At 69.4% G+C, this 17123-nt stretch carries 15 protein-coding genes; 5 read left to right on the top strand and 10 right to left on the bottom strand.

Going from position 1 to position 17123, the window contains the following annotated elements:
* Window positions 1-8: 8 nt before the first annotated feature.
* Window positions 9-1403, bottom strand: a complete 1395-nt coding sequence (locus Q0C57_RS14540; protein WP_296577154.1) for a cation diffusion facilitator family transporter — start codon at window positions 1401-1403, stop codon at window positions 9-11.
* A 134-nt stretch (window positions 1404-1537) separates the two neighbouring features.
* Here Q0C57_RS14540 and Q0C57_RS14535 point away from each other — a divergent pair, with 134 nt between their 5' ends.
* Window positions 1538-2362: an alpha/beta hydrolase gene (locus tag Q0C57_RS14535; RefSeq protein ID WP_296577153.1), complete on the top strand. Its 825-nt coding sequence runs from the start codon at window positions 1538-1540 to the stop codon at window positions 2360-2362.
* Window positions 2363-2429: 67 nt separating this feature from the next.
* Window positions 2430-2786, top strand: coding sequence for a cytochrome c (locus Q0C57_RS14530; protein WP_296577152.1), 357 nt, complete (start codon window positions 2430-2432; stop codon window positions 2784-2786).
* Window positions 2787-2952: 166 nt separating this feature from the next.
* Here Q0C57_RS14530 and Q0C57_RS14525 read toward each other — a convergent pair whose 3' ends face one another.
* From Q0C57_RS14525 to Q0C57_RS14485, 9 genes are all read right to left on the bottom strand, one after another.
* Entirely contained in the window at window positions 2953-4170 is a 1218-nt protein-coding gene (locus tag Q0C57_RS14525) for an acyl-CoA dehydrogenase (RefSeq protein ID WP_296577151.1), read from the bottom strand.
* 71 nt (window positions 4171-4241) lie between these two features.
* Entirely contained in the window at window positions 4242-5477 is a 1236-nt protein-coding gene (locus Q0C57_RS14520) for an MFS transporter (protein WP_296577150.1), read from the bottom strand.
* A 76-nt stretch (window positions 5478-5553) separates the two neighbouring features.
* Window positions 5554-7269: an adenine deaminase gene (gene ade, locus Q0C57_RS14515; protein ID WP_296577149.1), complete on the bottom strand. Its 1716-nt coding sequence runs from the start codon at window positions 7267-7269 to the stop codon at window positions 5554-5556.
* Window positions 7270-7393: 124 nt separating this feature from the next.
* On the bottom strand, window positions 7394-9010 hold the full coding sequence (locus Q0C57_RS14510; RefSeq protein ID WP_296577148.1) for an ABC transporter ATP-binding protein: 1617 nt from the start codon (window positions 9008-9010) through the stop codon (window positions 7394-7396).
* Window positions 9007-9945: an ABC transporter permease gene (locus tag Q0C57_RS14505; RefSeq protein WP_296577147.1), complete on the bottom strand. Its 939-nt coding sequence runs from the start codon at window positions 9943-9945 to the stop codon at window positions 9007-9009. The genes Q0C57_RS14510 and Q0C57_RS14505 overlap by 4 nt, the downstream gene beginning before the upstream one ends.
* Window positions 9942-10883, bottom strand: coding sequence for an ABC transporter permease (locus Q0C57_RS14500; RefSeq protein WP_296577146.1), 942 nt, complete (start codon window positions 10881-10883; stop codon window positions 9942-9944). The genes Q0C57_RS14505 and Q0C57_RS14500 overlap by 4 nt, the downstream gene beginning before the upstream one ends.
* Window positions 10884-10952: 69 nt before the next feature.
* A complete protein-coding gene (locus tag Q0C57_RS14495) occupies window positions 10953-12557 on the bottom strand; it encodes an ABC transporter substrate-binding protein (protein WP_296577145.1) in 1605 nt (534 codons plus the stop codon).
* 149 nt (window positions 12558-12706) lie between these two features.
* Window positions 12707-14146 carry an amidase gene (locus tag Q0C57_RS14490; RefSeq protein WP_296577144.1) on the bottom strand — a complete coding sequence of 480 codons (1440 nt, stop codon included), beginning with the start codon at window positions 14144-14146 and terminating at the stop codon, window positions 12707-12709.
* An 81-nt stretch (window positions 14147-14227) separates the two neighbouring features.
* Complete coding sequence (locus Q0C57_RS14485) at window positions 14228-14563, bottom strand: hypothetical protein (protein WP_296577164.1); 336 nt, start codon at window positions 14561-14563, stop codon at window positions 14228-14230.
* A gap of 172 nt (window positions 14564-14735) precedes the next feature.
* Here Q0C57_RS14485 and Q0C57_RS14480 point away from each other — a divergent pair, with 172 nt between their 5' ends.
* The 3 genes from Q0C57_RS14480 to Q0C57_RS14470 all read left to right on the top strand — a co-directional run bounded on the left by Q0C57_RS14480 (window position 14736) and on the right by Q0C57_RS14470 (window position 17090).
* Complete coding sequence (locus tag Q0C57_RS14480; protein WP_296577143.1) at window positions 14736-15521, top strand: hypothetical protein; 786 nt, start codon at window positions 14736-14738, stop codon at window positions 15519-15521.
* A 73-nt stretch (window positions 15522-15594) separates the two neighbouring features.
* A complete protein-coding gene (locus Q0C57_RS14475) occupies window positions 15595-16542 on the top strand; it encodes an FAD-dependent oxidoreductase (RefSeq protein ID WP_296577142.1) in 948 nt (315 codons plus the stop codon).
* Window positions 16543-16637: 95 nt separating this feature from the next.
* Window positions 16638-17090 (top strand): DUF3237 domain-containing protein, encoded by a 453-nt coding sequence (locus Q0C57_RS14470; RefSeq protein ID WP_296577141.1) that lies wholly within the window; start codon window positions 16638-16640, stop codon window positions 17088-17090.
* The last annotated feature ends 33 nt before the right edge of the window (window positions 17091-17123 follow it).

The following is a 17123-nucleotide window of genomic DNA, read 5'->3' as shown; positions in this document are numbered from 1 at the left end:
CCGGGACACTAGGGTGCCGGGGCCGGGGTTGGAAGGGACTTCACCGGCTCGGTATGGCCGATCACGCGGATGATCCGCGGCTGGCTGCGGCGGAAGCCGCGCTCGATCGCGTCGACCGCCTCATGCACCGCCTCGACGGTGAGGGCAGGGTCGGCACGGCAATGATAGGTCACGACGAGGCCTTGCGTCGTGTCGCGCACCCTGACGCTGTGGACGTCGGTGATCTTGCCGGTCGCGGCGGCGAGTTCCGCCAGCGCCGCGCCCATCTGCGCGACCTGCATCGGCGCGGCATCGCTGCCGACCAGCATTTCGACCTGCAGCGGTTCGATATGGGTCTCGACCTCCACATCGGTGCCGAGTTCGCCGGCAATGGCCGCTTCCAGCCGGCTGGCGATATCATGCGCCTCGCCGAGGGTCAGGGCACCGTCGACCTCCAGGTCGAGGCCGACGCAGAGCCGTTCGCCCAGATGCTGCACCGTGACGTGGTGGACGGCGAGGGCATGGCGCCGCGCCGTCAGGTGGACGCGCTCCATCACCGTCTCGTCGTCGAGGGCGACGGGTTCGGTGGTCACCGTCGGCACCGTTCCGGCATGGGCGCCAGCTGCCGCCATCCCGATGGCGGTCTTGATCTCCGCCACCCGTTCCAGCGGCAGCGTGCGGTTCACCTTGACGGTGATCTCGGCGAGGGTGTCGGTGCCGACCTCGCGCAGCCGCACGCTCTCCACCCCGACGACGCCGGGAACCGCCTCGACCGCCTCGATGACGGCCGAGGTGGCGCCCTTCGGGGCCCGGTCCATCAGCGTGTCGATGGTGCGGCGGCCGAGATTCCAGCTCATCACGCAGATGATGACCGCCACCCCGATGGCGGCGACGGCGTCGGCCTGGGGATAGCCGATCCAGACGAAGAACAGGCCAGCCAGCACGACGGCGGAGCCCGCCATGTCGGCGGCGAAGTGCAGCGCGCCGGATTCGAGCGCATGGCTGCCGGTTTCCCTGGCGAGGCGGCGGAGGATCCGCACGCGCCAGTAGTCCACGGCGATGACGGCGACCATCAGCCCTGCCATGACCGGGGTGACCTCGACGGGATGGCCGTCGCCGGTCAGCCGCCTGACGGCTTCGGTGACGACGATGCCGGAGACGAGGAAGAGGAAGGCTGTCTCGGCCAGGGCGGCGATGGATTCGACCTTGCCGTGGCCGTACTGGTGGTCGTCGTCGGCCGGCTTGTCGGCGAGACGCACGGCATAGAAGGTCAGCACGGTGGCGGCGGTGTCCACCAGTCCGTGGGCCGCTTCGGCGAGAATCGCGATCGAACCGCTGGCGAGACCGACCGCAGCCTTGGCCGCCGTCAGCACGACCGTGACCAGGATCGAGATCAGCGCCGCCTTCTGCTTGATGGAGACCATGGCCGGCACCTCTGAGTCTGAGAGGGAGGCCTAATCGCTGCTCCGCGGCGGGTCAATCGCCCCGCGCCGACCGGCCGGCCTTGACGCTGGCCGGCGGGCAGGGTCCGTTGGGAGCCCCAGCCGGACCCGCAGCCATGCCCGCCATCGACCTCGACGCCCAGTACAACAACCGCGCCATGGTGCCGGACCACCCCGTCCTCATGGCCGGCTGGGCCGCCGATGCCGCAGCCTTCCGGGCAGCGCGGCCCGATGCCGCCCTCGACCAGGCCTATGGCAGCGGCGCCCGTCACCGTTACGACCTGTTTCCGGCCGCCGCCCCGCGCCCCGGCGCGCCGGTGGCGCTGTTCATCCATGGCGGCTACTGGCAGGCGCTCGACAAGACCGCCTTCAGCCACATGGCGGCGGGGGCCAATGCCCACGGCCTCGACGTCGCGGTGATGAGCTACGACCTCTGCCCCGCGGTGAAGCTCGCCGTCATCGTCGACAATGTCATCGCCTGCATCCGGCAGTTGCGCCAGCGCACCGGCCGCCGCGTCCTGCCCTTCGGCCATTCCGCCGGCGGTCACCTCACCGCCTGCATGGCCGCGGCAGACTGGGCGCGCATCGGCGAGGCCGCCGAGGTCATCGCCGGGGCCATGCCGGTTTCCGGGCTGTTCCATCTGGCGCCGCTGGTGCCGACCTTCGTCAACCGGGCCATGGGCATGGATGCGGGCGAGGCGGCGGCGCTGTCGCCGCTGGTCTGGACCCCGCCGAAGGGCCTGAAGGTCACCGCCGTCGTCGGCGGCGACGAATCGGGCGAGTATCACCGCCAGACCCGCATGCTGGTGGAATGCTGGGGCGCGCTCGGCGCCGCGACGCGGGAGATCGTGGTGCCCGGCGCCAACCATTTCACCGTCATCGCTCCCTTTGCCGAGCCCGCCTCGGCGCTGACGGCGGAACTCCTGCGCCTCGCGGCTTGATCGACCGCAAGGCCGTGCGGCGGCACGCATGAGACCCTGTCGGCATCCCCGATCCCGTGAGGCCGCCATGTTCCGCCGCGCCCTGCCGCTCCTGCTCGTCCTCGCCGGGCTCTGGGCGACGGAGGCCGTCGCCCAGAGCCAGCGGGTGCTGATCCAGCGCGGCGAGACGCTGGTGCGCCAGCATTGCGCCCTCTGCCATGCGGTGGGGCGGGCCGATGCCAGCCCCTATCCCGATGCGCCGCTCTTCCGCGACCTGTCGCAGCGCTATCCGGTCGACGTGCTGGAGGAGGCACTCGCCGAGGGTTTCACCTCCGGTCATCCCGCCATGCCGGAATTCACCTTCTCGGCGGAGCGTGCGGCGGCGATCGTCGCCTATCTCTTGTCCATCCAGACCGAGCCGAACGCCCGCCCGCAGCGGCAGTGAGGGGCGATGGCTGGTCATCGCTGCGAATCTCCACCTGAGGCGCTCCCGGGCTCCCTCCTCCGGCCCCGGATCGCCGGAGGTGGCGGGTGTGCGTGCACCACTGCCCCAAAAAGCAAAAGCCCGGCGCGACGGCCGGGCTCTGCCTGAACGAAACGGTCGCCAGGTCTCAGAAGAATGCCTGGATGCCGGTCTGGGCGCGGCCGAGGATCAGCGCATGCACGTCATGGGCGCCCTCATAGGTGTTGACCGTCTCAAGGTTCACCATGTGGCGGATGACGTGGTACTCGGCCGAGATGCCGTTGCCGCCGTGCATGTCGCGGGCCATGCGGGCGATGTCGAGTGCCTTGCCGCAATTGTTGCGCTTCATCAGCGAGATGGCCTGGGGCGCGAAATTGTGGTCGTCCATCAGCCGGCCGAGGCGCAGGACGCCGTGCAGGCCGAGGGTGATCTCGGTCTGCATGTCGGCGAGCTTCTTCTGCACCAGCTGGGTGGCGGCCAGGGGCCGGCCGAACTGCTTGCGGTCGAGCGTGTACTGGCGGGCGCGGTGCCAGCAATCCTCGGCCGCACCCATCGTGCCCCAGGCAATGCCGTAGCGGGCGCGGTTGAGGCAGCCGAACGGGCCGGACAGGCCCTTGGCATTGGGCAGCATGTTCTCGGCCGGGACAAAGACGTCATCGAGCACGATCTCGCCGGTGACGGAGGCGCGCAGGCTGACCTTGCCCTCGATCTTCGGCGTGGCGAAGCCCTTCATGCCACGCTCGACGATGAAGCCGCGGATGGCCTCGTCGGTCTTGGCCCAGACCACCGCCACATCCGAGATGGGCGAATTGGTGATCCACATCTTCGAGCCCTTGAGCACGTAGCCGCCATCGACCTTCACGGCGCGGGTCTTCATGCCGGCGGGATCGGAACCGGCATCGGGTTCGGTCAGGCCGAAGCAGCCGACCCACTCACCCGAGGCGAGCTTCGGCAGATACTTGCGGCGCTGCTCTTCCGAGCCATAGGCATAGATCGGGTACATGACGAGCGAGGACTGCACCGAACAGGCCGAGCGATAGCCGGAATCGACGCGCTCCACCTCGCGGGCGATGAGGCCATAGGAGACATAGCCGAGGTCGGCGCCGCCATATTCGGAGGGCAGCGTCGAGCCGAGCAGGCCGAGCTCGCCCATCTCGCTCATGATCTCCCGGTCGAAGCGCTCGTCGAGGAAGGCCGAGGTGACGCGCGGCAGCAGCTTCTCCTGGCAATAGGTGCGGGCGGTCTCCTGCACCATGCGCTCTTCTTCCGTCAGCAGGGCGTCGAGGTTCAGCGGGTCTTCCCATTTGAAATCCTCGTTGTCCTTCACATAGGAGCCCGAAACGGGGGTGAGCGCGGCGACGGCCATGGCAATGATCCTTCAAGCGAATGATGTCGATGTCTTAGGGTATAGGGTCGGCACCGCCAAGCGCCAGATGGTCATAGCCCGCTTGCCGCGGGCGCGCGATGCGGCATGGCCACCAGACGCGCCAGTGGAGAGGCGAGGGAGACGACGGCCGATGCGGCGAAGGCGGCGGCCACGAGGCCGAGCGCCGCCTCCAGGCCGAAAGCCTGGGCGACGCCGCCCCCGGCCAGGGCGCCGAGAGGCCTGACGCCGTAGATCGCCACCTGGATCGTGGCGGTGACCCGGCCCATCAGCAGCGGCGGCGTCACGATCTGCCGGACCGAGGTCTGCATCACCAGCCAGAGCATGGGGCCGAAGCCGATGAGGCCGAAGGCGAGGGCGGCCATGGCAAGGCCGCCGAAGGCCGGCGAGAGGGCCATCAGCACCGCGCCGAGCGCCGAGGAGAGCGGGCCGAACAGCAGCACGACCCGCGGCTGCACCCGCGCGAAGATGAAGGGCGCGGCGGCCGCGCCGGCGATCATGCCGAGGCCGTTGATCCCCTGGGCGAGGCCGGCGCCCGCCACATCCGTGCCCAGCTGGCCGAGGGCGAAGGGAACGAAGACCGCGATGAGGGCGACGAAGGCGAAGTTCCAGAACACCGCGCAGAGGCCGATGGCGCGCAGCAGCGGATCGGCGACGACGAAGCGCGCCCCCTCGGCGATGGCGGCGAGGACGGGTGGCCGTGCCGCCTGGCCCGGCAAGGCCTCGAAGCGCAGCCTCCCGGCGCAGACAAGCGCGGCGCAGGCGAGGATCGCCGCCAGCGGATAGCCCGCCAGCGGTGATACCCGCGTCGCCAAGAACCCGACCACGAAAGGGGCGGCGGCGCTGGCAGTGGCGCGCGCCAGTTCGACCCGCGCATTGGCCCGCGGCAGCCCCGCCTGAGCGACCATCTGCGGCATCAGCCCGATCTGGACGAGGACGAAGGTCACCGTGCCTGACGCGGCGAGAAAAGCGGCAGCTCCCAGCAATGCGACCTGGTCGAAGGCCGCCGCGGCGAAAGCGGCCAGCGCCCCGGCGAGGCTGAGCGCCAGCGCCGCCATCAGCACCGCACGCCGCGGCAGCCGGTCGACGAGCACCCCGGCCGGCAGGGACACGAGGAGCCAGGCAGCCGTCTGCGCCGCCACCAGCGCGCCGACGAGGCCGGGCCCCGCGCCGAGCACGAGGATGGCGGTGACGGGCAGGGCGGCGAGCGCGATCTGGTCGGCGGCCTGGACGAGGCCGGCGGTGGCGAGGAGGCGAGTGAAGCGGGAGGGTGATGCGGCGTCTGTCACGGGTGCGGTCTCCATGACCTCTCGTGACAGGGGCCGCCGTCGCCCGACACCCGATCTCTCCGCCCGTTTCCTGCGATCACCCGATCAGTTCGAACCGGTCGACGTCGACAAGGCCACGATCGCTGATCTTCAGATGCGGGATCACCGGCAGCGGCAGGAAGGCGACCTGCAGGAAGGGCTCGGCCAGCACCACGCCGAGGCCGGAGGCGGCGGCGCGCAGGTCCTTCAGGGGCTGGATCAACTCCTCGAAGGGGCGGTCGCTCATCAGCCCGGCGATGGGCAGGGCGAGTTCGGCGAGAATCCGGCCGCCCTGCACAACCACGAAGCCGCCGCGGATCGCCACGAGGCGGTTGACGGCGGTCGCCATGTCGGAATCGTCCACCCCGACGACACAGATATTGTGGCTGTCGTGGCCGACCGAGGAGGCGATGGCGCCGCGCTTCAGGCCGAAGCCGTGGACGAAGCCGCGGCCGATATTGTCGTTGACGCCGTGGCGGGCGACGACCGCGACCTTCACAGCGTCCTGGGCGAGGTCGGGCTGCATGGCGCCACCGGCGACCGGCAGCTCCATGGTCAGGTGCTCGGTGATGATCTTGCCGGGGATGACGCCGATGACATGGGCGGTGGACCCCGGCGCCGGCACCCGGAAATCCTCCGCCGACACCCGGCGCGCCTTCATGCTGTCGAGCCCGACCGGGGCGACGGGCTCCCGCCCGGCATAAGCCTGCGGCCCCACCAGCACGCCGCCGGCGATGACGTCCGAGACGGCGCAGGCTTCGAGATCGTCGAGGAGGACGATGTCAGCGCGCTTGCCAGGGGCGATCAGGCCGCGGTCCCTGAGGCCGAAGGCCGTCGCGGCCGTCATCGAGGCGGAGCGATATGCGGCGAGCGGCGGCACGCCGAGGCGGATGGCGGACCGGATGATGAAGTCGAGATGGCCCTCCTCGGCGATGTCGAGGGGGTTGCGGTCGTCGGTGCAGAAGGCGAGGAAGGGCGAGGTCGCCAGTGTCAGCAGAGGCGCCAGGGCATGCAGGTCCTTCGACACCGAGCCCTCGCGGATCAGCACGGTCATGCCCTTCTGGATCTTCTCCAGCGCTTCGTCGGAGGTCGTCGTCTCGTGGTCGGTGCGGATGCCGGCGGCGATGTAACCGTTGAGGTCCGCTCCGAGGAGCAGCGGCGCATGGCCGTCGATGTGACGGTCCGAGAAGGCGGCGAGCTTGGCGAGGCAGTCCGGGTCGGCATGGATGACGCCGGGAAAGTTCATGAACTCGGCGAGGCCGATCACCTTGGGATGATCGCGCCGGGCGACGAGGTCCTGGACGCCGAGCCTCCCGCCGGCCGTCTCCAGATGCGTCGCAGGCACGCAGGAGGAGAGCTGGACGCGCAGGTCCATCACGGTGCGGTCCGCCCCTGCCAGCATGTAGTCGAGGGCGGCGGGGCCGAGCACATTGGCGATCTCGTGGGGATCGCAGATCGCCGTGGTGACGCCGTGGCGCGTCACGCAGCGGTCGAACTCCCTCGGCGTGACGAGCGAACTCTCCACATGGAGATGGGTGTCGATGAAGCCCGGCACCGCGATCCGGCCGCGCCCGTCGATCTCGCGCAGCCCGCGATAGCCGCCATAGGTGCCGACGATGGTGTCGCCGCAGATGGCGATGTCGGTGACGAAGAGATTGCCGGTGACGAGGTCGAAGAGCCGCACGTTCTTGACGACGAGGTCGGCCTCGCCTGAGCCGCGTCCCTGGGCGATCCGCCGCGCGAGCACGTCAGGGGTGAGGCGGGTCCCGACCATGGCGCTACCGGGCCGCCCGTTCGAGGACAAGCGGGCGCACGCCCCCGGCCGGGTGAGCAGACGCGACGTCGGGTGTGGCGGCGACACGGATCATGCGGGATCATCCCACGCCGCCAACGGTTTGTCAGGCCACCCGTGCGAACTGGAAGTTGCGGCCCGGCGCCGCCTCGAACAGCGCCCGCGTATATTCGTGCTGGGGCGCCGCGAAGATCTCGGCGGTCTTGCCGTGTTCGACCACGACGCCGTTCTGCATCACCGCGATCCGGTCACAGATCTGCGCCGCGACCCTGAGGTCATGGGTGATGAAGAGCACGGCGAGGTCGAATGTCTTGCGCACGTCGTCGAGGAGGTCGAGCACCTGGGCCTGGACCGAGACGTCGAGGGCCGAGACGGCCTCGTCGGCAATCAGGATCTCCGGCTCCATGGCCAGCGCCCGGGCGATGCAGATGCGCTGGCGCTGGCCACCCGAGAACTGGTGCGGATAGCGGTCGAGCGCATCGGGCGACAGGCCCACCAGGTTCATCAGGTCGCGCGACTTGGCGATGGCCGCGGCTTCGCTCATGCCGAAATTCATCGGCCCTTCGATGATCGAGGCACCGACCGAGCGGCGCGGGTTGAGCGACCTGTAGGGGTCCTGGAAGACGATCTGGCAGTGCTTGCGATGCGGCCGCAGCTGGCGCTCGGGGAGATTGGCGATGTCGATATTGCTGACGACAATGCCCCCGGAGGTCGGCTGGATCAGCCGGGCGATGCAGCGGGCGACCGTCGACTTGCCCGATCCCGATTCGCCGACGATGCCGAGGGTCTCGCCGCGCCGGACGCGGATCTCGACGTCGGAGGCGGCGCGCACCTCGCGCTTCTTCTGGAAGAAGCCGCCGCCGCCATAGACCTTGCAGAGCTTCACCGTTTCCAGCGCCAGTTCGCCCGTGCGCTCCTCGCGCACCGGCGGGGTCAGGGTGGGCACCGCGTTGATCAGCATCTTGGTATAGGGATGCTGCGGGTTCTTGAGCACTTCCATGGCCGTGCCGGTCTCGACCACCCGGCCGCGCTGCATCACCACGACGCGGTGGGCGATCTCCGCGACGACGCCGAAATCATGGGTGATGAAGAGCACGCCGGTGCCGCGGCGCTCCTGCATTTCGGCGATGAGCTTGAGGATCTGCGCCTGGGTGGTGACGTCGAGCGCGGTGGTCGGCTCGTCGGCGATCAGCAGCACGGGATCGAGCACCAGGGCCTGGGCGATCATGATGCGCTGGCGCTGGCCGCCCGAGAGCTGGTGCGGATAGGCATCGAACAGCTTGGCCGGATCGGGCAGGCGCACCGATTCCATCACCGCCAGCACCTTTTCCTTGCGCTCGCTGGCGCCGAGTGAGGTGTGGATCTGCAGCACCTCGTCGATCTGCTCGCCGCAGGTGACGACCGGATTGAGCGCCGTCATCGGCTCCTGGAAGATCATCGACATGCGCGTGCCGCGCAGCGCCCTGAGGCGGCTCGATGTCGCCTGGAGGACGTCCTCGCCCTCCAGCATGATTTCGCCGTCGGTCGCCTTCAGCTGGCCCTTGGGCAGCAGGCCCATCACCGCATGGGAGGAGACCGACTTGCCCGAGCCGGACTCGCCGACCACGCAGACGATCTCTCCGGGATAGACGGCAAAGGAGACGTTCTCCACCGCGTTGCGGCGGTCGGCGCCCTTGGGCAGTTCGACCGTGAGATTGCGGATGTCGAGGATAGGGGCGCTCATCCGCGCTTCTCCATTTTCGGATCGAGCGTGTCGCGAAGCCCGTCGCCGAGCATGTTCACGGCGAGCACCGTGAGGGCGAGGAAGATGCCCGGATAGAGGATGTTGTGGGGGAAGATGCGGAAGAGCTGGCGCCCCTCGGCCATGATGTTGCCCCAGGTCGGGATATCCGGCGGGATGCCGATGCCGAGGAAGGACAGGATGGCCTCGACCAGGATGGCGGAGGCGCAGATGAAGGTGCCCTGGACGATCAGCGGCGCCACGGTGTTCGGCAGGATGTGGCGCAGGACGAGCTTCACCGTCGGCGTGCCGGAGACCACCGCCGCCTCGACATAGGGCTCCTCGCGCACCGAGAGCACGACCGAGCGCACCAGGCGCACGACGCGCGGCACCTCCGGCACGACGATGGCGATGATGACCGAGACGATGCCGGCCCGCGACAGCGAGACCACGGCGATGGCGAGCAGGATGGCCGGGATCGCCATCAACCCGTCCATGATCCGCATGATGATGCCGTCGAGCCAGCGGATATAGCCGGCGATCATGCCGATGACGAGGCCGATGCTGATCGACAGCAGCGCCACGGCGACGCCGATGAAGATGGAGACCCGGGCGCCGTAGACGACGCGCGAGAACACGTCACGGCCGAGCGTGTCGGTGCCCATGTAATGGGTCACGGTGGCGCGCGTGCCGTCATCGAGGCGCATGGTGCTGGTCGCCATCGGCACGCGGTTGCGGGCGCCGGGATTGATGGCGGTCGGGTCGGCCGGGGCGATCAGCGGCGCGATCAGGCCGATGAACACCATGACCAGGACGATGGCGAGGCCGATGACCACACTGGGGCTGCGGAACAGCTTGCGCCAGACGGTCGGCTTGGCGGGGGCGGCGATCGGCGCGTCGGCGCTCGCGACCGGCTCGGAGGAAGCGGGGGCGGTCAATAGCGGATCCTCGGATCGAAGATCGTATAGGACAGGTCAACCAGCAGGTTGATCATGACATAGACGAAGGAAAAGGCGAGGATGATCGCCTGGATGACGGGGAAGTCGCGGGCGAGCACCGCGTCGACCGTCAGGCGTCCGAGCCCGGGGATGGAATAGACGCTCTCGGTGACCACCACGCCGCCGATCAGCAGCGCGACGCCGATACCGACGACGGTGACGATCGGCACGGCGGCGTTCTTCAGGGCGTGCTGGAACAGCACCTTCATTTCCGTCTGCCCCTTGGCGCGGGCGGTGCGGATGTAATCCTCCGACAGGACTTCCAGCACGCTGGTGCGGGTCATGCGGGCGATCAGCGCCACATAGATGACCGAGAGGGTGAAGGCGGGCAGGACCAGACTGCGGAACCACGGCCCGACGCCGTTGCCGATGCGCTGATAGCCCTGCACCGGGAACCAGCCGAGCTTGATGGCGAAGATATAGACCAGCAGATAGCCGATGACGAAGACCGGAACGGAAAAGCCGATCACCGAGAATCCCATGACGATGCGGTCGATCCAGGTGCCCTGCTTGTAGGCGGCGAGCACGCCGAGCGGGATGGCGACGACCACGGCCAGGACGATCGTCAGGAAGGCGAGCGACAGGGTCGGCTCGATGCGCTCCGAGATCAGTTCGAACACGGTCTTGCGGAAGAAGAAGCTCTCGCCGAGATCGCCGCGCGCCAGGCCGCCGAGCCAGATGAAGAACTGCTGGACGATGGGCTGCTCGAGGCCGAGCTTGGTGCGGATGTCGAGGATCTGCTGCGTGGTGGCATTGTCGCCGGCGATGATCGCGGCGGGATCGCCCGGCGTCAGGCGCAGCATCAGGAACACCATCACGGCGACGGTGAACAGCACGGGCACGGTCGCCGCAAGGCGTCGGAGAATATAGGAAATCATTGGACCTTAGGCCTGACTGCGATGAGAAGGCGGCGGCCGGAACAGGTCCGGCCGCCGATCGTCAGAATCTCACGCGCCGCGGCCCTTCTCCATGTTCCAGAACACCGGAGCCGGTGCCTCGAGCCAGCCGGAGATGTTGCCGCGATGAGCGCCCGGCGAATACCACTGACCCAGATGGACGTGGGTCGGGGCTTCCGACACCCGGCGCTGGATCGCCTCGGCGATCTGCTTCTGCTCGGCCACGGTATTGGCACGGGCGAAGCGGGCGCGCAGGGTCTCGATCTCCGGATCGGTCGGCCAGCCGAACGCCGCCCGGTCGCCGGAGGCGTTGAAGAAGCCGGCCATGACGGGGTTGAGGATGTCGGCGGCCACCCACGAGGTGAGCATGGCGCTCCAGCCACCCTGGGTCGGCGGATCGCGCTTCACGCGGCGGGCGACGACCGTCTGCCAGTCCATGGACTGCATGTCGACGACGAAGCCGGCACGCTCGAGCAGCGACTTGGCGACGGGGGCGAGGTTGGTGAGAACCTGCAGGTCGGTGGAATGCAGGAGCACCACCGGCTCGCGGTTGTAGCCGGCTTCCTGGAGGAGCTGGCGCGCCTTGGCGAAGTTCGATTCCAGCTTGTCTTCCATGCCGGCCATCGTCTCCAGCGGCGAGCCGCAGACGAACATGGCCTTGCAGACCTTGTAATATTCCGGATCGCCGATGGTCGCCTTCAGGAAATCCTCCTGGTTCAGCGCATAGAGCACCGCCTGGCGGATCTTCGGATTGTTGAAGGGCGCGACCGTGTGGTTGAAGCGCATCGTGTACTGGTTGCCCAGCACGTTCCAGTTGAACAGCTTGATGTTCCGGTCGGCCTTCAGGAGCGGCAGCAGGTCGTGGCTCGGCGCTTCGATGAGGTCGATCTCGCCGGCCTGCAGGGCGTTGACCGCCTGCTGCTGGTCGGTGATGACGCGCCACTCGACACGGTCGACCTTGGCGACCTTGCCGCCCGCGAGGCCGGAGGCCGGCTCGGAGCGCGGCTTGTAGCCGGCGAACTTGACATAGACGGCCCGGTCGCCCGGCTTCCACTCGTCACGGACGAACATGAACGGGCCGGAACCGATGAATTCGGTGATCTGGGTGTTCGGATCGGTCTCGGCGACGCGCTTCGGCATCATGAAGGGCACGTTCGACGACGGCTTGCCGAGGGCGAAGATGAGGAGGCCGGTGGCTTCCTTCAGCTTGATCTCGAAGGTCTTGGGGTCCTTGGCCTCCATCGAGCCGATGAAGCCCATGACGGTCTGGCCAAGCGGGTCACGGGCGGCCCAGCGGCGGATCGAGGGAATGATGTCGGCGCTCGTCACCGGCTGGTTGTCGTGCCACATCAGGCCGTCGCGCAGCGTGAACGTGTAGGTCAGCTTGTCGTCGCTGACGGTATATTTGTCGACCATCTGCGGCTGCACCTCGCCCTTGGCATCGAGGGCGAACAGCGTGTCGTAGATCATGTAGCCGTAGTTGCGGACGATATAGGCCGTCGTCCAGATCGGGTCGATGATGCGCAGATCCGAGTGCATCACGACGCGCAGGACATTCTGAGCGCCCTGGGCGGAGGCGCCCGTGGAACTCGCCAGCGCACCGGCGGCAGCGGCGCCGGCCATCACGGTGCGACGGGACAATTTGACGGATTTCATGACCACTCTCCCCTGGAACGTCGCAGCCGGGTCCGACCTCTGTTCGGCCCCTGTCCGCGAGAAGACCGGATCAGACGATGCTTGATCCGAGGGAGTCAATCCCGAAGCGCAGGCAACTGTCGCGCAAATTCCGGGCAGCCGGCTGAGACTTAGGCGCGCAGATGCGACATCGGGACGCGCGCCGGGGGGCGTTCCGACTCGAAGGCCCGCATGGCCCGAAGCACGAGGGCCTCCTGGCGCTTCCAGCCGACGATCTGCAGGCCGATTGGCAGCCCGTCGCCGTCGAGGCCGCAGGGCACCGTTCCCGCCGGTTGCTGGGTGACGTTGAACGGCGGCGTGTAGGGGCACCAGTCCGTCCAGAGCGGGCCCCACTGGTCCTGGCCGGCGAAACCGGCAGGCGGCAGGTCGGCGCCGAGCGGGATGGCGCCGGTCGGCATGGTCGGGGTGATCAGCAGGTCGTAGCGCTCGTGGAACTCCGCCATGGCGATCACGGTCTTGGTCCGCCGGTAGAGCAGGGCGTCGATGAGCTGGGCCGCCGAGAAACGCGCGCCCGTTTCGGCGCAGCCGACAAGGCCAGGGTCCATCGCCCGGCGCTGCGCCTCGGTGAAGGAGGACAAGGCCAGCGCCGCGCCGGCGTTCCAGATATCCCAGGCGATGGGCGCGGGGTCCTCGATCGGCGGGTCGACCTCCTCGACGATGGCGCCCATGGACGCGAAGGTCGCGGCGGCGGCGGCCACCGCCCGCTCCACCTGCGGATCGAGCTTCGTCACGAATCCGAGGCGCGGCGAATAGGCGATGCGCAGGCCGCGCACGCCCTCGTCGAGGCCGATCCGGTAGTCCGGCGCCGGAATGTTCCAGGCCATGGGATCGCGCGCATCGGGACCGGAGAGGATGGTGAGGAGGGCGGCGACCTCGCGGACATCGCGGGCGATCGGGCCGAGATGGGCGAGCTCGCCCATGACCGAGATCGGATAGGCCGGCACCCGCCCATAGGTCGCCTTGATGCCGGCAACGCCGCAGAAGGCGGCGGGAATGCGGATGGAGCCGAGGCCGTCGGAGCCGAGATGGAAGCGGCCTATGCCAAGGGCCGCCGCCGCGGCGCCGCCGGAGGTCGAGCCGCCGGCGGTGCGGTCGCGGTTCCAGGGATTGCGTGTATGGCCGGTCAGCGGCGAGGTGGACAGGCCGATCCAGCCGAATTCCGGCATGGTCGTGGTGCCGAGGATGACCAGCCCGGCTTCCTTGCAGCGCGCCGTGACCGGGGCGTCGAAGGTCACGGGATCGCGCGAGACGACCGTCGAACCCTTGAGGGAGGGCCAGCCGGCCACCGCCATATTGTCCTTCACGGTGACGCCGACCCCGTCCACCGCGCTCAGCGGTGCGCCCCTCGCCCAGCGCGCCTCCGAATCGCGGGCCCAGGCGAGCGTCCGCTCGCGGTCGATCAGGGCGAAGGCATTGATGCTCGCCTGGCTCGCCTCGGCGCGGTCGAGGGCGTCCCGGGCGGCCTCGACGGGTGACAGGATCCGTCGCCGGAAGGCGTCGGCGAGGGCGAACGCATCGAGTTCCGAGATGGCGGTGGAATAGACGGTCATGAAAGCACTCCCGCCATCAAGGCTGCCACGACCGTGCCCGTCACGGTAAGGGGGGGAAGAGGCCATGTGGCATGCAGACCGTCATGCCCGCCGCCGCCGCCTCCTGCGCAAGGCCTTGATCTCCGCGATCCGCGCCTTGTCCTCCACCTGCAGGTAGCGCCCGCGCTCCAGGATCTCGAGCGTGTATTCCGCATAGGTCAGCCCCAGCCTGTCGGCTTTCGCCATGCGGAACAGCATCACCTCCCGCGGGATATTCTTCCAGGCAGCCCGGTGCGCGCGCTGCCAGTGCAGGAACAGATGCGGGTCGCCCTGGCCCCAGGGCGGGCCTTCATCATCCGCGATGGGCGGGCCGCCATTGTGCCGCGGCGCGAGGTACGGCGGAGCGGCGGCACCGCCATGAACAGGGGGTCTCGTCAGACGCAAGGGGATCATCCGTTCTCGTGTGATGGACGATGATTCCATCATCATGGAAGACGCGCAAGCCTCCGGCCGGCGCAGACGGCCGGTCTTCGATCCGGCCGGCGCGATGGTGTAGTCAGGGAGGATGGGGCAGCCGCAGGCGTGGCGGCCCGGGAGAGGGCAGGGTGTCATGGCAGCGGACAATTGGGGCGACCGCGCCCGTATCGGCCTCTTCGTGGTCGGCCGCGAGGTGGTGCCCGAGGCTGAATGGTGGGCCATGCGGCCCGACGGCGTGTCGGTTCATGCCGCGCGCGTCACGGCGGCTGCCCCCTGGGCACCCTGGAACGCCGATCGCAGCGCTGCGACGCTCGTCCTCGACCTTGCCCGCGGCTGCCGTGATTTTGCGGCCATGGCCGTCGATGTCGCGGTCCTTGCCCATTCATCCAGCAGCTTCGCCGGCGGACCCGGCTGGGACGAGGCCGCTGTGGCGGCCCTCGCCGCCGAACTCCCGGCGGCAACCACCGCCACGACCAATGGGCTCGACATCCGCCTGGCGCTGGCGGCCCTCGGCGCGAAGCGTCCCTTCCTGGTCATGCCGGCCTGGATGGGCGACGGCATCATCACGGCCGCCATCGGCTATTATGCGGCCTTCGGGCTGGCGGTCCCCAAGGCCTGGCGTTACCGGCCCTCGCTGCAATGGCAGGCCATTCCCCCCGACGGGCTCTATGCCGCCGGCATGGCGACCGATCAGGAAACGGACGGGCTTTTCGCGCAGACCGTCGCCGAATGCCCGCCAGAGGCCGATTCCATCCTGCTCGCCGGCACCGGGTTGCGCTGCGTCGCCATCATTGCGGCACTCGAGCGCGCCCTCGGCCGTCCGGTCGTCACCGCCAACCAGGCGAGCCTGTGGCGCGCCCTGCAGGTGACCGGCCTGGAGGTCCGTCGCGACGGCTACGGGATCCTCCTTCGCGGCTGAGACAGGAGCCGACTGATCGTAACCGCGGCCTCCGGCGTAAGCGGCCACAGGGAATCGAACCGGGATGTCGGACATGCGGAGACATTGGGCAATCGTCGGGGCAGGGATGGCCGGCCTGGCGGCGGCCCGACGGCTCGCGAGCGCCGGCCACGCTGTCACGGTCTTCGAGAAGAGCCGCGGCATCGGCGGCCGCGTGGCGACGCGGCGGGCCGGAGACCTCCAGTTCGACCACGGCGCCCAGTTCTTCACGGCCCGCGGTGCGCGCTTCTCCGAGGTCGTCGCCGCGCTGGTGACGACCGGTCAGGCGGCCCCCTGGGGCGAACAGGGCTATGTCGGAACGCCTGGGATGAGCTCCCTCGCCAAGGGTCTAGCCGCCGGCCTGACGCTGGTCGGCAGCCAGGAGATCACGGCGCTGCGCCGGGGTCCGCGGGGCTGGACCCTGGCGACGGCGGAGGGGCCGGCCGCCGTCGATGGCAATGGCGCCTTCGATGGCGTTGTCATCGCCGTGCCGGCACCGCAGGCCGTGCCGCTGGCGGCGAGCGCCGGCATCATCTGGGCAGGCCTCGCCCGCATCCGCTATGCGCCCTGCTGCGCGCTGATGCTGGCCTTTGCGGCGGGGGCGGTGGCGATGGGCGCAAGCCTGCGTCCGGCCGGCGGCGGACCCATCGGCTGGATCGCCCGCGACGACACCAAGCCCGGCCGCCCCGCCGGCCGGGACACGGTTGTCGTCCACGCGACGGCGGGCTGGTCGCGGGCCCATCTGGAGACGCCGCCGGAGGCGATCGCCGTCCTGCTGCTCGAGGCCTTCCGCGCCCTCACCGGCACCACCGCCGCGCCCGTCCATGCCGTCGCCCACCGCTGGCGCTACGCCCTCGTCGAGGAGGCCCTGGGCGAGCCCTTCCTGTGGGACGCAGCCCAGCGCATCGGCGCCTGCGGCGACTGGTGCATCGGCGCAAGGGTCGAGGCGGCCTTCGACAGCGGCGACCAGCTCGGCGCCGCCATCGTGGCGATCGGGGAATGAGCGCCGCGCCGGGTCATTGACCGGCAGGTCCCGGCGCCGGATGCTTCCGGTCCGCTGCCTGTCGACCGGCAGCGGGCAGGGAGACGCTGATCATCATGGCCGGACTGGAACGGGCTTTCACGATCACCGCCGCGGTGGAGCCCGCGATCGAGGTCGGGCCGACCCCTCTTGGCGAGCGCCGCCTCATCCCGATCACCGGCGGCACGGTCGCGGGGCCACGCCTGTCGGGGATCATCTTGCCGGGCGGTACCGACTACCAGCTGGTCCGCGATGCCGGCCTCGCCGAAATCCATGCGCGCTATGTCATCGAGACCCCGAACGGGGCGCGCATCTATGTCGAGAACACCGGGATCCGCCGCGGACCGCCCGACCTCGTCGCCCGGCTGCGGCGCGGCGAGGCGGTGGATGCGGCGCAGATCTATTTCCGCACCGTGCCGCGCTTCGAGGCTTCGGCGCCCGAACATGCCTGGCTGATGCGCTCGCTCTTCCTCTGCACGGGGACGCGGCATCCCGACCGCGTCGTCCTCGATGTCTACGAGGTGACCTGACGGGCGCCCTTCCCGCGGCGCCGGCAGGGCGGC

Origin of the sequence: Phreatobacter sp., from assembly GCF_022843985.1 — a bacterium.
Classification (GTDB): domain Bacteria; phylum Pseudomonadota; class Alphaproteobacteria; order Rhizobiales; family Phreatobacteraceae; genus Phreatobacter.
Note: the sequence above shows the minus strand (reverse complement) of the source record. Positions and strands in the feature narration are given on the sequence as shown.

Bases quoted from the DNA above. Each gene is read 5' to 3' on its own strand.
- ade (WP_296577149.1), bottom strand. From the start codon at position 7,269: ATGGTCGGGACCCGCCTCACCCCTGACGTGCTCGCGCGGCGGATCGCC.
- Q0C57_RS14525 (WP_296577151.1), bottom strand. From the start codon at position 4,170: ATGGCCGTCGCCGCGCTCACCCCCGTTTCGGGCTCCTATGTGAAGGAC.
- Q0C57_RS14475 (WP_296577142.1), top strand. From the start codon at position 15,595: ATGCGGAGACATTGGGCAATCGTCGGGGCAGGGATGGCCGGCCTGGCG.
- Q0C57_RS14500 (WP_296577146.1), bottom strand. From the start codon at position 10,883: ATGATTTCCTATATTCTCCGACGCCTTGCGGCGACCGTGCCCGTGCTG.
- Q0C57_RS14470 (WP_296577141.1), top strand. From the start codon at position 16,638: ATGGCCGGACTGGAACGGGCTTTCACGATCACCGCCGCGGTGGAGCCC.
- Q0C57_RS14490 (WP_296577144.1), bottom strand. From the start codon at position 14,146: ATGACCGTCTATTCCACCGCCATCTCGGAACTCGATGCGTTCGCCCTC.
- Q0C57_RS14540 (WP_296577154.1), bottom strand. From the start codon at position 1,403: ATGGTCTCCATCAAGCAGAAGGCGGCGCTGATCTCGATCCTGGTCACG.
- Q0C57_RS14535 (WP_296577153.1), top strand. From the start codon at position 1,538: ATGCCCGCCATCGACCTCGACGCCCAGTACAACAACCGCGCCATGGTG.
- Q0C57_RS14480 (WP_296577143.1), top strand. From the start codon at position 14,736: ATGGCAGCGGACAATTGGGGCGACCGCGCCCGTATCGGCCTCTTCGTG.
- Q0C57_RS14510 (WP_296577148.1), bottom strand. From the start codon at position 9,010: ATGAGCGCCCCTATCCTCGACATCCGCAATCTCACGGTCGAACTGCCC.
- Q0C57_RS14530 (WP_296577152.1), top strand. From the start codon at position 2,430: ATGTTCCGCCGCGCCCTGCCGCTCCTGCTCGTCCTCGCCGGGCTCTGG.
- Q0C57_RS14495 (WP_296577145.1), bottom strand. From the start codon at position 12,557: ATGAAATCCGTCAAATTGTCCCGTCGCACCGTGATGGCCGGCGCCGCT.